Genomic DNA, 13,999 nt, shown 5'->3' on the forward strand with positions numbered 1-13,999 from the left:
CCTGTCCCGAGCATCTGCAACGTCTCGATTTTATTGGACGTGATCAGATCCTTGGGACAAGCCCAAGGATGACGTCGCTCGTGAGACACCCTGTCCGCACAGCAGCAATATCTCGCGCCGACTTCGGTGAAACCGGACGTTTACCGGATCGGCGCTTTCACCGCCGTATCGCTGTCGAAATCGGCGGCAACGCGGGTTTCGCGCAGCGGCTTTACCGTGCGGGTCGAGAGGTCATAAGCGGGATCGGCCTTGTAAGCGGCGAGCGCCGCCTCGTTTTCGAACTCACCATAGACGATGAAATCGACCGAATTGCCCCATTGGTCCTTCTTCACGTTCTCGCCGATTTCCAGCTTCAGCGAATGCGGTATCGCGGTCAGGCCGGAAAGCCCCCTGCGCACGGCGTCGCGGTTTTCCTCGGGAACGGTGAAAAAGACGATATGGCGGATCACGGTGTCACCTGTCATGCAGAATTCGGAGGCAGCCTTTTCGGCACCGGGTAACGGGTTATCATCTGGCCCGCCCGGGTTCAATCCGCGCCGCGACAAGCGCGTGATGAAATGCGCGCCCGTAACCGCCCACCAGCCGCGCCCGGTCGCTGCCATTGATGATGGCGCGGGCGCCGTCCCAATCTTCGCACCTGTCGCTGAAGAAATCGGAGAGCCTGCGGCCGGTAAAACCGCCGCCCGCCATGCCGTGGATCAGGATCGCGGTGGCCACCTCCGCCTCCATGGCGCGCTCGGGCCGTTCGAGGAGATCGACGCCGGTCAGCGCCGACATGGCCTCGTAATTGCGCCGATGCGTCAGCTGCACGAAGCCGCGCCCCAGCCAGCTCTTACCCTCCGTGTCCGGCCGCCAATAGGGCTTGCGCACCATGGGCAGCCTGCCCGCCGCAAAGGCGCGGTCGAGCCTTGCCATCGCCTCGGCATCGCTCGCCGCCAATGTCTCGCGCACCGGCTGCATGGTCGCCGCCGTCTCGTGAAAGGCCGTCGCCAGCATATAGGCGAGCCAGCGCGGATCGCCGCCCGGCATCGAATTTTCAAATCCTGCCAGCATCGTTTTCGTGCCGGCAAGCTGGGCCGCGCGCAGGCGACCGCCGAAAATGGAAATCCGCGCCGACGCGAAGAATCGCGCCTCGTCATAGGCCATGATGGCTCCTGAAAATGATGGGCAATGCGACGCCCGGTTTTTCCACATGCAGGCCGCCGGAACTAAATCGATTTGAAAAAACCTTAATCGATTTTAATCCGCGCCCCGGGGTTTTGGGGTAAAAAATTCCTTGAATTTCGGAACCTTAGCGCGCTAACTCCATTCACCGCGCAATCCTGCAGCGTTAACCATTCAAGGAGGAATGCCACCATGACAGCGACAATCCCCCAGACCGTTTATGACCGTCTCGAAAACGAGTGGCGCCAGATGCGTGAAACCGGCTCCCAGCCGAAACCGGCGCAATCCCCGAAGAAATAATATCCGTCAGACGCCCGAAATGGGCGTTGACGGCGCCTCACTTTTCTTCTCCCCGGCGGGGAGAAGAAACCGCGGGCATCCGCTCGACGGGTAATTGGCTCTCCTTCGCTGGAGCCAATAATCGGCTACCTCACATCTCCCGCACTTTCGGTTCACTCACCACCATCGTCGTCAGCGCTGTGATCGCCCAGACGAGCGCATCCAGCCTGTCCGGCGAACGCCCGGAGGATAGGCCGTCTGGCCCGAAATCCGTCATCTGGTCCTCCAGCTTTTCAAACCGCGCGGCGTGGCGCACCCTGCCCTGTTCGTAGAGTGCCGCAACCGGCTCAGCGCGGGTGAACTTGCCGCGGCTCGCCCGCACCAGTGTCAGCGGCAGGTTGGCGTCGATGCTCTGCAGCATGGCGCGCACCATCTCGCCGCCCTGATTGACCTCCGCCACCACCCGGTCCGCCTCGTGGCGACGAAAGGCGGCGACCACGGCGCGGGCCCAGCCGGCCGGCGTTTCGCCTTCCACCGAACAATCCGCCAGCACGTTAAGACGCCCGGACATGCCAAGCCCCGCCACGACGATGCCGCAGCAGGAATGTTCACCGACGCCGACGGGCGGGTCTACCGCCACCACGATCCGCGTGAGCGGCTCATGAGCCTCTTCTATGATCGCTTCCAGATCGGCGCGTTTCCACAGCGCGCCCTCCCGCTCGTCGATCAATTCACCGCCGATTTCCTGACGCCCCAGCCGCGTGCCGCCGTAACGGTCCTGCATGGCTTTGAGAAAACCGGGCGAAAGATTGCGCGCATTCATGGCCGTCGGCATCCGCGCCACCTGTGTCGCGGGATCGGCGAGAAGCGCCTTCAGCAAAGGAATGGGCCGTGGCGTGGTGGTCACCAGTTGCCGGGGCGCTTCACCCAGACGCAGGCCGAATTGCAGCATGTCCCAGGTTTCCTGCGGATATTTCCATTTGCCCAGCTCATCCGCCCAGGCCATGTGGAATTGCGGGCCACGCAGGCTTTCGGGGTCTTCCGAGGAAAACACCTGCGCCATCGCGCCGTTCGGCCAGAGGAGCCGCCGGCGCGATACCTCGAAGGCGGGGCGATGGCGGCGGGCGATGCGGCAGATGCCGGAGATGCCGTCTATCATCACCTCACGGGCGTCACCCAGCGTTTCGGCCACGAGCGCGATGCGCAAATCCGACTGCTTGCCGGCGGAGGCGACACGATGCACCCATTCCGCCCCGGCGCGGGTCTTGCCGGAACCTCGCCCGCCGATCAGAAGCCATGTCCGCCAGTCGCCCTCCGGCGGCTGCTGCGGCAGGTTGCCGATGAAACGCCAGTCACGCAGGAGGTTGAAGACCTGCGCCGGCAGATGGGGTCCGGTTGGCATATCCGTCATGTGTCGGTTTCTGCGGAGGGGCTGCGGGCGGGATCGACCTCCATCTTCGCGCGGCATTTCTGTTCAGCCAGTTCGTCGATGCGGTTGAGGAAATGCGCCACCGCCGCTTCGTAGTCCCCGGCCTCGGTTTCGTCTTCGCTGAAAAGAGCTTCCCTCTCTTCCGCCAGCACCCGTTGCAAAGCGTCGATCCGCTCCAGCGTGCGGACGATCAGCGAAAGCTGGTCCGTCGCAGCCTTCACATCGGCGCGCGCCAGCTTGCCCGAAGCATCCTCCGCCGTCGCCAGAAAGGCGGCTTCGCTCGCCTGGCGGAGATTGCGGTACAGACAGAACTGCTCGCGCATCTCCTCCGTCAACTCGTTCAGCAATTGCCGCAGGCTGCCGTTGCGCGCCGCATCTTCGGCGGCCAGCCTGTCGGCCCGCGATTTCGTCTCCGGCGCGGCTTCAAGCGCGTCCTCAGCCGCATAGGCGGGCGTTTCGGGCCAGACGCCGTAGAGCGCCGGATCGCAATTGTGAGACATTGTCATGGAATTGGCCTGAGATGGGAAATGGGTACGGGATGCACGCGGTTCATTTGCGGGCGGCGCCTCTCCACAACCCTCATTCCTGTGCTTGTCACAGGAATCCAGTCGACGCGCGTCTGCGCGGCGGAAGGAGTCTTTTCAGCCCAAGGACCTGGGCTGGCTGGATTCCTGTGACAAGCACAGGAATGAGGGAAGAGAGCAAAGCCTTGTTATTTGTAAAATCCAGCGCTCTGATATTTTGAATTAACCCAGCCGCAAATCTCCGACCGTAGCCAAACACTATCAAACGACCGTCACGCTGTAAAGGATTATTTTCCTATTTTCATGATTTTTTTCCTGCCAGCAGGATTTGCACCCTCGTCCGTCACATATTACACTCAGCACCACGCGGTGAGTACAAGGGGCGAGTCAAGTTGGTGAAACAATGGGTTGAGCGGTTGTTTGCGGGTCTTTCGGCAACCGGCATCGTCTTCGGCACTATCCTGTTCTGTGCTTCGCTCACGCCCTCGCTCCTGCCGCGCACATGGCTGATGCAGGGGGTGCTGTGCGGCTTTTCCTTCGCCATCGGTTATCTGATCGGTGTCGCTCTGCACGCCATCTGGGCCTATCTGGAGCTGCCTGAACCTTCACGCCACAATGCGCGCGGCATTCGTTTTCTCATTGCGCTCGCCGCCGCCATCACGGCCATCGCGTTTTTATGGCAGGCGAAGGACTGGCAGAATTCCATCCGCGTCTTGATGGAGCTCGATCCGCTGCCGAGCGCCCACCCCACCAAGACCGGCGGCCTTGCGGTGCTGGTCGCCGCCATCCTCATCGGCGCCGGCCGGCTGTTCCAGCTTATCCGCCGGTTCTTTGCTGCGCGCAGCCGCCATTTCCTGCCGCGCCGCCTTGCCAATGTGCTCGGTATCGCGGTGGCGATCATCATCTCCTGGATGCTGCTCAATGGGCTGATCTTCGATATCGGCCTCAGATTTGCCGATTCCTCGCTGAAACAGGTGGATGCGCTGATCGAACCCGACGTCCCGCGCCCGTCAGATGCGCTCAAGACCGGCAGCAGCGCCTCGCTGATGACATGGGAATCGCTCGGCCGACGCGGGCGTGAATTCGTCGCCGAAGGTCCGGCGGCCACAGAAATATCCGCCTTCACCCATCGCCCGGCAAAGGAGCCGCTCAGGGTCTATGCGGGCCTCAACTCGGCTTCGACGCCGGAAGAAAGAGCGGCCTTCGCGCTGGAGGAGCTGAAACGGGTCGGCGGTTTCGAGCGAAAGGTGCTTCTGGTGGTCATTCCCACCGGCACCGGCTGGATCGACCCGGAAGCGCTCGATACGGTCGAATATCTGCATGACGGGGATATCGCCAGCGTCGCCGTGCAATATTCCTATCTCTCGAGCTGGATCGCGCTGCTGACGGAGCCGGATTACGGTGTCGAGACGGCGCGCGCTTTGTTCGAGGCCGTCTACGGTTACTGGACCACGCTGCCGAAGGAAACGCGGCCGAAGCTTTACCTGCATGGCCTCAGCCTCGGCTCGCTCAACTCGCAGAAATCCTCGGATCTTTACGATGTGCTCTCCGATCCGTTTCAGGGTGCGCTGTGGAGCGGCCCGCCCTTTTCCAGCCCGACATGGCGCATGGCCACCAATGGCCGGGTGAAGGGCACGCCGGAATGGCTGCCGCGCTTCCGCGATTCCTCCGTCATCCGCTTCGCCAACCAATATACCACCGCCCATATGCCCGATGCGAAATGGGGACCAATGCGGATCGTCTATCTGCAATATGCCAGCGACCCGATTACCTTCTTCGAGGCCGCCTCGCTTTACCGGCGGCCGCAATGGATGGCGCATCACGGGCCTGACGTTTCCACATCCTTCCGCTGGTTCCCGGTCGTCACCCTGCTGCAGCTCGGCCTCGATGTCGCCGCCGCAACCACCGCGCCCATCGGTTATGGCCATGTCTATGCGCCGGAACATTACATCGATGCATGGACGGAAGTAACCGCGCCAGACGGCTGGAACCCCGAGGAGATCCAGCGGCTGAAGATGTTCTTCAAGGCCCGCCGCGGCTCCACCGATCCGGCGTGAGCACGGCGGGCTCGCTTTGAGCCTCAGCCCTTCAGCCTGTCCAGATTGTCGGCGATATAGGTCTCCAGTGAACGCGGCGCATGGCCGGTCAGCGTTTCGACATCGCCGGTCACCACCGCTGTCCAGCCTTCACGCACGGGATAAAAGATCGAAGCGAGGAAGGAGGCGTAGTCCTGCGGCACGCCCGCACCGGTGAGGATGCCGATGAAGACCTCATCCGAAACGGCAGCGTAGGACACCGGCTTGCCGATCGCCTGCGATATCAGCGCGGCCGCTTCGCCGTAACCGAAGGCCTTCGGACCCGTCAGGTTGAAAGCCTTGCCGTTAAAGGCGTCAGAGGTCAGGGCGGCGGCGGCGCTGTCGGCAATATCGCGGACGTCGATGAAGCTCGACTTGCCCTCGCCGGCCGGCACGGCGATCTGGCCGTGGTCAATGCCGGCCTTCCAGTAGCTGTGAAAATTATCGGCAAACCAGTTGGGGCGCAGGATGACGTAAGGCGTACCCGAAGCGATGATCTTAAGCTCGATCTGGCGATAGGGAATGGAATCGTCGGCATCGACGCCGAGGACGCTGAGGAACACGATCTTCACCTTGCGCCGCGCCGCCTCCTCGACCACAGGCGTCAGCGCGTCGATGGCATCGAGACGCCCGCCGGAAAGAAGCAGGAACAGACGGTCAACGCCGTCGAAGGCATCCGCATAAGTCGATGCGTCGGTATAATCAAAACGCACACCTTCCGCGCCGTCCGTCGCATTGCCGCCGCGCGACGCGGCCTTTACGTTTTCCCCCTTGGCGACCAGCGCCTTGACCAGCGGCGTGCCGATGGTGCCAGTGGAACCGATTACGAGTATCTTGCCTGTCATCTCAAATCTCCGTAGTATCTAATGGAAACCATGTTTCGAAAACATAGGTACTGCGTTTGCGAAATCATGAAAAGAGAGCACTTTTCGGTTATCTGGTTTCCTTTCGGAAACCGGTATGGCCCTGAAACGACGGAACAAACCCATGGAACGTATCTATGACGTCTATGAAGACCGCTGCCCCACCCGCATGGTGCTGGACAGGATTGCCGACAAATGGGCGCTGCTGATCCTCGACCGGCTGCGGGTGGAAGCGGTGCGCTTCAATCTGCTGCGGCGGGAGATCAAAGGCATTTCGCAGAAAGTCCTGTCGCAGACGCTGAAGAAGCTCGAGCGTGACGGGCTGATTTCGAGGCAGGTGTTCCCGACCGTACCCGTGACGGTCGAATATTCGCTTACGCCGCTGGGGCGGACGCTGACCGACACGGTGGCGGCGCTTGCCCATTGGGCGGAGGGAAATATCGACGCGGTGATGGCGGCGCAGAAGGCTTATGATGAGCGGGCGGTGGTTTAGATGGTCTTCGCTCTTCCGTAGCGAGAGAAACATGGGAGCGGCAAGCTCCTTCGCTGTTTCGTTTTGCAGACCACCGCTTCCGTCATACCGGACTTGATCCGGTATCCAGCCAGCCCAAGTCCATGGGCTGAAAAGACTCTGTTCGCCGCGCAAACGCGCGTCGGCTGGATGCCGGATCAAATCCGGCATGACGGAAGTGGGTTTCGCGTATCTTCCACTCCCTCAAACGCTCCTACCGCGAAATTCGTGTCGACAGAATGATCGACGACAGCGTGCGCTCCACGCCGTCAAGTGCGCCGATCCGGTCGATCAACCGATCGAGATCGAGGATCGAAGGCGCAGCGAGAATGGCGATGAGGTCGAAGGTGCCGCTCACCGAATGCAGCGTCGTCACCTCCTTGATGGCGGCAAGGGCCGCCGTGACACCGGGCAGCGCCTTCGGCCCGATGGTAATAAGCACATGGGCGCGCACCAGCCCGGAAAGATAGCTTTCCGAAAGCCTGAGGCCATACCCCGCAATCACCCCGTCCGCCTCCAGCCGCTCGATACGGGCCTGCACCGTGGTGCGCGAAAGGCCGAGTTTTCGCGCCAGCTCCGCCACCGGCATGCGGGCATTTTCGGAAAGCAGGGCAAGCAGCGCCCGGTCCTTGTCGGCAATCGTCATAGTGACCAATCCTGTCGTCTTATTGCCTAATATTAACCCGCTATCCGCACATAGTGAAGCTGCGAATCGTCAATAAAAACTGGCATTCTGTTCTTGAAGCGCATCCGCGCTCACACATTTGCATTCACTGCGGGGAACAAAACATGAAAAACATTGTCGTCATCGGCGCGGGCAATATCGGTTCGGCCATCGCCTGGATGCTGGCGGCCACCGGCGATTATCGCATCACCGTCGCAGACCGTTCGGCCGATCAGCTGGCCAATGTGCCGGCGCATGAACGTGTCGATACCGAAATCGTCGACATCACCGACCGTCCCGCTCTGGAAGCACTGCTGAAAGGCAAATTCGCCGTGCTTTCCGCCGCCCCCTTTCACCTGACGGCAGGCATTGCCGAAGCGGCCGTTGCCGTCGGCACGCATTATCTCGATCTCACCGAAGACGTCGAATCCACCCGCAAGGTCAAGGCGCTGGCAGAAACGGCCGAGACGGCGCTCATTCCGCAATGCGGCCTCGCCCCCGGCTTCATCTCCATCGTCGCTGCCGATCTCGCCGCCAAGTTCGACAAGCTGGACAGCGTGAGGATGCGCGTCGGCGCTCTGCCGCAATATCCGTCCAATGCGCTCAACTACAACCTCACCTGGAGCACGGACGGGCTGATCAACGAATATATCGAGCCCTGCGAAGCGATCGTCGAAGGCCGCCTCACCGCCGTTCCGGCGCTGGAGGAACGTGAGGAATTCTCACTCGACGGCGTCACCTATGAGGCCTTCAACACCTCTGGCGGCCTCGGCACTTTGTGCGCCACGCTGGAAGGCAAGGTGCGGACGATGAATTACCGCACCATCCGGTACCCCGGCCATGTGGCGATCATGAAGGCGCTGTTGAACGACCTCAACCTGCGCAATCGCCGCGATGTGCTGAAGGACCTGTTCGAAAACGCCCTGCCCGGCACCATGCAGGATGTGGTCATCGTCTTCGTCACCGTCTGCGGCACCCGGAACGGCCGTTTCCTGCAGGAAACCTACGCCAACAAGGTCTATGCCGGCCCGGTTTCCGGCCGGATGATGAGCGCCATCCAGATCACCACCGCCGCCGGCATCTGCACGGTTCTCGATCTGCTCGCCGAAGGCGCCCTGCCGCAGAAGGGCTTCGTGCGACAGGAGGAAGTGGCGCTATCGAAATTCCTCGAAAACCGGTTCGGCCACTATTATGGCGCGCATGAGCCACTGGCCCGGGTTGGGTGAGAAAGAGAAAACGGTCGAGAGAACATCTCCTCCCATTCCTCCGTCATACCGGCCTCGAGCCGGTATCCAGCCAGCCCAAGTCCTTGGGCTGAAAAGGCTTCTCTCGCCGCGCAGACGCGCGGCGGCTGGATGCCGGATCAAGTCCGGCATGACGGCGAGGATTGACGAACCCGTTACGTCCCGCAAAACGTCCTGAACACCCGCTCATGGCTCATCGGCGGCTGCATATAGACGAAATTGTCCGGCCGCTCCTCGAAAGGCGTGGCGATTGCCCTCAGCATGGCGTGGAAGGGCTCGAAATCCCCCTCTTCCACCGCTGCCTCTATCAGTTCCTCGATGCGGTGGTTGCGCGGGATGATGGCGGGATTGACGGAGAGCATCGCCGCTGATCGTTCGGAATCGGAAATCCCCTCGCGACCGGCTCTTTCCCGCCAGCGCGCCAGAAATTCGTCCGCTCCGGCAATATCGATGAACATGCCGCGAAACGGCTCGGCATCGCCATTGGCCGCATGGGAAAGACGCCGGAAGGTCAGCGTATAATCCGCCTCCGATGCCTGCATCAGCGCCAGCAGCGCCTGCACCAGATCGATGTCGCCCTCTTCCTCCGTCGTCAGGCCAAGCTTTTCGCGCATGCCGGCAAGCCAGCGTTTGGGAAAGGCGGCGGCGAAATCGGCGAGAACGGCATTGGCGAGTTCGGCGGCTTTTTCCACCTGCGGATCGAGCAGCGGTAACAGGCATTCCGCCAGCCTTGCAATGTTCCATTGCGCAATGCCCGGCTGGTTGTTGAAGGCATAACGGCCCTGCACATCGATGGAGGAAAAGACCTTGTTGGGGTGATATTCATCGAGGAAGGCGCAGGGGCCGAAATCGATGGTTTCGCCGGAGACCGCCATATTGTCAGTATTCATCACGCCATGGATGAAACCCACCATCATCCAGCGGGCGATGAGGTCGCATTGCCGTTGCGCTATACCTTGCAGCAGGACGAGATAGGGATTGTCTGCCTCTTTCGCCTCGGGATAATGACGGTCGATCACATAGTCAGCGAGGTTTCTGATCCCTTCCTCATCCTCGCGCGCGGCGAAGAACTGGAACGTGCCGACACGGATATGGCTTGCCGCCACGCGGGTGAAAACACCGCCCGGCAGGCCGACTTCGCGCTGCACCCTTTCGCCGGAAAGGACAGCCGCCAGCGCCCGCGTGGCAGGAATGCCGAGCGCAAACATCGCCTCCGACACGATATATTCGCGCAGCACCGGGCCAAGGGCCGCGCGCCCGTCGCCCCGGCGCGAAAACGGCGTCGGGCCGGAGCCCTTGAGCTGGATATCGCGGCGCTTGCCGTTCCTGTCGATCACCTCACCCAGCAGAATGGCACGGCCATCGCCGAGCTGCGGCACGAAACCACCGAACTGGTGGCCGGCATAGACCATGGCCAGCGGTTCGGCCCCCTGCGGCACGACATTGCCGGAAAAGATCGCCGCCAGCCTTTCATCGTCAAGGCCGGCCACATCGAGAAGGAGTTCATCGGCCAGCCCACGATTGAAGGCGATGAGCCGCGGCGCCTTCACCGGCGTCGGCAGCACGGCGGCGCTGAACCGTTCCGGCAGGCGGGCATAGGAATTGTCGAATTTCATCACGGGTAAACTCCCTGCTTTGCCCCTATATGGGGCCGGAAGGCGGCGGATGCGAGCGATAAATGCCCAACCTGCGCGATCGCCTCATTCAATTTTGCGCAATGAACTTTCCCGCGCCATCATCGTTCCTATGCTTGACCCGCAGAATGCCCAAGGAAAGGAAAAGCAATGAGCGTCGTTGAAGCCGTAGCCGAGCCGGAAAGCGCCATCCGCACCATTCACACCGATCTGCCCGTCAACGCCACCTTCCATGTCTGGCTGAAAGCGAAGAAAGATGCCGAGCCGGGTGCAGTCTCCTTTTCCAATCAGAATGGAAAATTTGCTGAGGTTTCAAGCGTCAACACGGAAGAGTTCAGTTTTCGAATCTATCAGGTTTTCGGCGGCGGCCATGTGGAGCTGAGTTACGACACGGTCACGACCGCCGTTTCCGTCATCTACTGGTTCACGGCGTCGGATGTGCTGGAAACCGGCATCACCGTCGTCCATACCAAGCCGGACAATGCCGCACCGGAGCTTCCCGGCAGCTATCACTTCCGCCCGCCTTTCGGCTGGATGAACGACCCGAACGGTTTCGGTCGCTTCGAGGGGCGGCCGCATCTGTTTTATCAGCATTATTCGCACGGGCTGCGCTGGAACACCATGCATTGGGGCCATGCCGTCTCCTCGGATTATCTGCGCTGGCGGCACTTGCCGATCTTCCTTTTCCCTTCCGAGGATCTGACGACACGGCCAGACAAGCGCGGCGGCGCCTATTCCGGCTCCACCATTCCGCTGGTGGAAGGCACGGGCATCCGCGTCTTCTTCACCGAGCAGGTGCAGGACCGCATTCCCGAACAGCAGATACAGCTCACAGCCACCTCCTCCGATCTCATCATGGCCGGGCAGGCCGAAGTCATTCTTGGCACTCGTCCGGACGGACAGGGGCTGACGCCGGATTTCCGTGACCCCTATGTTTTCCGCGGCCCTGATGGTCTTTGGAAAATGGTGCTCGGCAGCCAGAGCGATGGCGGCGGCGTCATCCTGCTTTACGAGACGCTGGACCCCACCGCCGCATCGGGCTGGACCTATGTGGGCAAGCTGTGGGTGGAAACGCGTTATAAAACCACGGCCATCGAATGCCCCTGCCTGCTGCCGCTCGATGGACCTGCCAATGCCCGTTCCACCCGCTGGGTGCTGATCTATGGGCTGATGCATTCGGAAGACCCGGAAACCGGCCGCAAGAACCTGACCATGGCCGATGTCGGCTGGTTCGACGGCAAGGTCTTCACCAAGGAATCCGGGCAGGAGCTGGATTTCGGCACCGATAATTACGCCTTCCAGGCCTTTCTGGATGGCGACAGCATCATCGGCATGGGCTGGCTGGCCAATTGGGCGGATGCCAATCCGGAGATCGATTTCCCCACCTCCATGACGCTGCCGCGCCGGATTCACTATGCAAACGGCGAGCTTCTGACCCCGCCCATCGGTGCGGCGGAAAGCCTGCGCAGCCATATTCTCGACCGCACGCGGCTGGCCGCCGGCGAACGCGTTACCTTCATCAGCGGGGCGGTGGAAATATTGTTCGAGCTTGCCGCACCCGGCGCGCCCTTCGAACTGGTGCTCGATCATCCGGCGGTCAGACTGGGTGTCGTTTCCGATGAAACGGGCCTGTGGATCCGCCACGAGGACGGGCGTGACGGCCCCTCGCCGCATTATATCGCCAAAGGAGCGAGGGCATCCCGTATCCGCATCTTTCTCGATTACGGCTCCATCGAAGTTTTCGCCAATCGCGGCCGATATGTGGGCACCAAGCGCCTCGAAGGTTTCGAACCGGTACGCTCAGCGCTGCTGAAGGCCGCCCCCGGCGCGGTGGTGCATGCCACCAGCTGGGCGCTGAAACCGTGAGGAACCTTTTGGCTGATTGGGCGGTTGATAGACCGAAACCGCCCATTCCACGGATAAGGAGAAACGGCATGACCAAAATCCGCGACACCAGCGATCCGATCCTGTTTCCGACCGAAGCCAATGAAAACAAGGCCGAGAAAAAACGCGCCGGCAAGGGCATCGTCGTCATCATCGGCGCGATCGCGATCATGGCCTTCGTCGTCTATCTGGCGGCGATCACCATCGCCACCACTCAGTCCTGACGGCGGCGGAGGAGCCGCCTTTCGCTTGGTCGCATTTCCGGACGGAAAACCGGGGTCCACTTTTCCTGGAAATGCTCTAGTGCCGTTCGCCCCGCAACCCGCTGGCGGTCATGATCGCCAGCAGCGATACGACTACACCCAGCCCATAGAGGTAAACCATCGGCATCGTCACATCCGCCCGCTCGATCTGCCCCACCAGATCGGTCGCAGCGGCGACGGTGCCGCTGGCGCCCGCACCGGCGGCGGCGCCCAGCGTCGCGACCGTCGGCAGAAGCGCCCCCGTCATCTTGCGTTCCTCTTCCGGCGCGGCCTCCATGGCGGCCTGGCTGATGCCAGCCCATGACATGCCGAAGGCAGAGCCTATCAGAATTTGCCCGACAAGCATTTCTCCCCAGTTGCCGGTCGCAAGCCCGAGCCCCAGCAGCGCGCAGCCCGGCACCATCTGGTAAGGGCCGTAATGCAGGCAAATCTCCCGAATGCGGGCAGAACGCAGGCTGCCGATCAGCATCGCCACGAAGCTCCAGGCAAGCGGCATCGTCACCACGATGAAACCGGCAAAGGTCGGTTCATGCTGCCAGAGATTGATGGCGACATAAGCGAGATAGACGCTGCCCAGCGCATGGGCATAGGACATCAGGAACAGCACCCAGAAACCGCTGCCGAGCACCGTCTTCAGCCGAAAGGAATCCTTCGGGAAAAGACCGATTGAAGGCCGGATGCCCGCACGCAGCGAAGCCCACAGCATCGCCGCGCCCACCAGCAGCGAAAGGGCGCGCAGGCTCGCATCCTCGAAGGCGGAAGGCGCGGAGAACGCCAGGGCGCCGACAAGGCACAGAAACAGCGGCACCAGCGGTTTGCGCGTCGCCGCCACCGGCCGCTCGGCGGACACGGCAATGGTGGTATAGGCCAGAAGCAGCAGGATCAGCGGCGCCGACAGCAGGAAAGTAGCGCGCCAGGAGATATGTTCGGTGGCGAAACCACCGGTCAGCGGGCCGATGAAGGAGGCGACCGCCCAGATCGCCGCCTCGATGGCGAAGACCTTCGGCAGCAGGCCGGAGCGGAAACCGGCGGGAATGAGGCTGTAGCAAACGGCAACGATCAGCCCGTCCGCCAGTCCCTGCAGGGCACGTCCGACGACCACCCACAAAAAGTCACCGGCGATTGCCGAGAGGACCGAACCGAAAGAAAAAATCAGGCAGCAGAGAAGCAAAACGACGCGTGCGCCAAAACGCTCGCGAAACAGGACGGCGGTGACGCCGCCCGCGACGGAGCCGACGAAATAGAGACTATAGGCCCAGCTATAAAAGGCAGCGCCGCCAATTTCGTTGACGGCCACGGGCAAGGCCGTCACCACCGCGAACTGATTGAAAGCGTGCAGGCCGATACCGGAGGAAATGACGGTCAGAAGCGAGAGATTCGCCCCGCTCAGCAATTCGCTCCAGCCGTTTTTCTCCGTCATTTCCATACTCGACAAAGCCGTATCCTTTCCATTTTTTCGGTACGG

At 61.6% G+C, this 13,999-nt stretch carries 13 protein-coding genes; 5 read left to right on the forward strand and 8 right to left on the reverse strand.

Annotated elements, in window-relative coordinates:
- Positions 1-140 precede the first annotated feature (140 nt).
- The 4 genes from RAC79_RS06305 to RAC79_RS06320 all read right to left on the reverse strand — a co-directional run bounded on the left by RAC79_RS06305 (position 141) and on the right by RAC79_RS06320 (position 3,378).
- On the reverse strand, positions 141-449 hold the full coding sequence (locus RAC79_RS06305) for a Dabb family protein (RefSeq protein WP_003522330.1): 309 nt from the start codon (positions 447-449) through the stop codon (positions 141-143).
- Positions 450-507: 58 nt separating this feature from the next.
- Complete coding sequence (locus RAC79_RS06310) at positions 508-1,146, reverse strand: hypothetical protein (RefSeq protein ID WP_174038944.1); 639 nt, start codon at positions 1,144-1,146, stop codon at positions 508-510.
- 448 nt (positions 1,147-1,594) lie between these two features.
- Positions 1,595-2,854 carry a DNA-packaging protein gene (locus RAC79_RS06315; protein ID WP_174038943.1) on the reverse strand — a complete coding sequence of 420 codons (1,260 nt, stop codon included), beginning with the start codon at positions 2,852-2,854 and terminating at the stop codon, positions 1,595-1,597.
- Entirely contained in the window at positions 2,851-3,378 is a 528-nt protein-coding gene (locus RAC79_RS06320) for a hypothetical protein (RefSeq protein WP_174038942.1), read from the reverse strand. Before RAC79_RS06320 ends, RAC79_RS06315 begins: the two co-directional genes overlap by 4 nt.
- Positions 3,379-3,812: 434 nt before the next feature.
- On the opposite strand from RAC79_RS06320, the gene RAC79_RS06325 reads away from it, so the two are divergent.
- A complete protein-coding gene (locus RAC79_RS06325; protein WP_174039007.1) occupies positions 3,813-5,453 on the forward strand; it encodes an alpha/beta-hydrolase family protein in 1,641 nt (546 codons plus the stop codon).
- A gap of 23 nt (positions 5,454-5,476) precedes the next feature.
- Here the strand turns inward: RAC79_RS06325 and RAC79_RS06330 are convergent, their stop codons facing one another.
- Entirely contained in the window at positions 5,477-6,316 is an 840-nt protein-coding gene (locus RAC79_RS06330) for an SDR family oxidoreductase (protein WP_174038941.1), read from the reverse strand.
- A 142-nt stretch (positions 6,317-6,458) separates the two neighbouring features.
- Here RAC79_RS06330 and RAC79_RS06335 point away from each other — a divergent pair, with 142 nt between their 5' ends.
- The gene (locus tag RAC79_RS06335; protein WP_065654197.1) at positions 6,459-6,827 is read left to right on the forward strand and encodes a helix-turn-helix domain-containing protein; all 369 of its coding nucleotides are present in this window, start codon (positions 6,459-6,461) and stop codon (positions 6,825-6,827) included.
- Positions 6,828-7,059: 232 nt separating this feature from the next.
- Here the strand turns inward: RAC79_RS06335 and RAC79_RS06340 are convergent, their stop codons facing one another.
- The gene (locus RAC79_RS06340; RefSeq protein WP_003522324.1) at positions 7,060-7,491 is read right to left on the reverse strand and encodes an Lrp/AsnC family transcriptional regulator; all 432 of its coding nucleotides are present in this window, start codon (positions 7,489-7,491) and stop codon (positions 7,060-7,062) included.
- Positions 7,492-7,634: 143 nt separating this feature from the next.
- On the opposite strand from RAC79_RS06340, the gene RAC79_RS06345 reads away from it, so the two are divergent.
- Positions 7,635-8,735 (forward strand): saccharopine dehydrogenase family protein, encoded by a 1,101-nt coding sequence (locus tag RAC79_RS06345; protein ID WP_174038940.1) that lies wholly within the window; start codon positions 7,635-7,637, stop codon positions 8,733-8,735.
- A gap of 173 nt (positions 8,736-8,908) precedes the next feature.
- On the opposite strand, the gene RAC79_RS06350 is transcribed toward RAC79_RS06345, so the two are convergent.
- Complete coding sequence (locus tag RAC79_RS06350; protein WP_174039006.1) at positions 8,909-10,369, reverse strand: YdiU family protein; 1,461 nt, start codon at positions 10,367-10,369, stop codon at positions 8,909-8,911.
- A gap of 168 nt (positions 10,370-10,537) precedes the next feature.
- Here RAC79_RS06350 and RAC79_RS06355 point away from each other — a divergent pair, with 168 nt between their 5' ends.
- Together RAC79_RS06355 and RAC79_RS06360 are read left to right on the forward strand one after the other, a co-directional pair.
- Positions 10,538-12,253, forward strand: a complete 1,716-nt coding sequence (locus tag RAC79_RS06355; protein ID WP_174038939.1) for a glycoside hydrolase family 32 protein — start codon at positions 10,538-10,540, stop codon at positions 12,251-12,253.
- A gap of 68 nt (positions 12,254-12,321) precedes the next feature.
- On the forward strand, positions 12,322-12,495 hold the full coding sequence (locus RAC79_RS06360) for a hypothetical protein (protein ID WP_078051557.1): 174 nt from the start codon (positions 12,322-12,324) through the stop codon (positions 12,493-12,495).
- 76 nt (positions 12,496-12,571) lie between these two features.
- Here the strand turns inward: RAC79_RS06360 and RAC79_RS06365 are convergent, their stop codons facing one another.
- Positions 12,572-13,960 carry an MFS transporter gene (locus RAC79_RS06365; protein ID WP_174039005.1) on the reverse strand — a complete coding sequence of 463 codons (1,389 nt, stop codon included), beginning with the start codon at positions 13,958-13,960 and terminating at the stop codon, positions 12,572-12,574.
- Positions 13,961-13,999: the final 39 nt, after the last annotated feature.

The sequence above is a fragment of the Agrobacterium sp. LR_9 genome (assembly GCF_041954855.1).
Lineage (GTDB): Bacteria > Pseudomonadota > Alphaproteobacteria > Rhizobiales > Rhizobiaceae > Agrobacterium > Agrobacterium leguminum.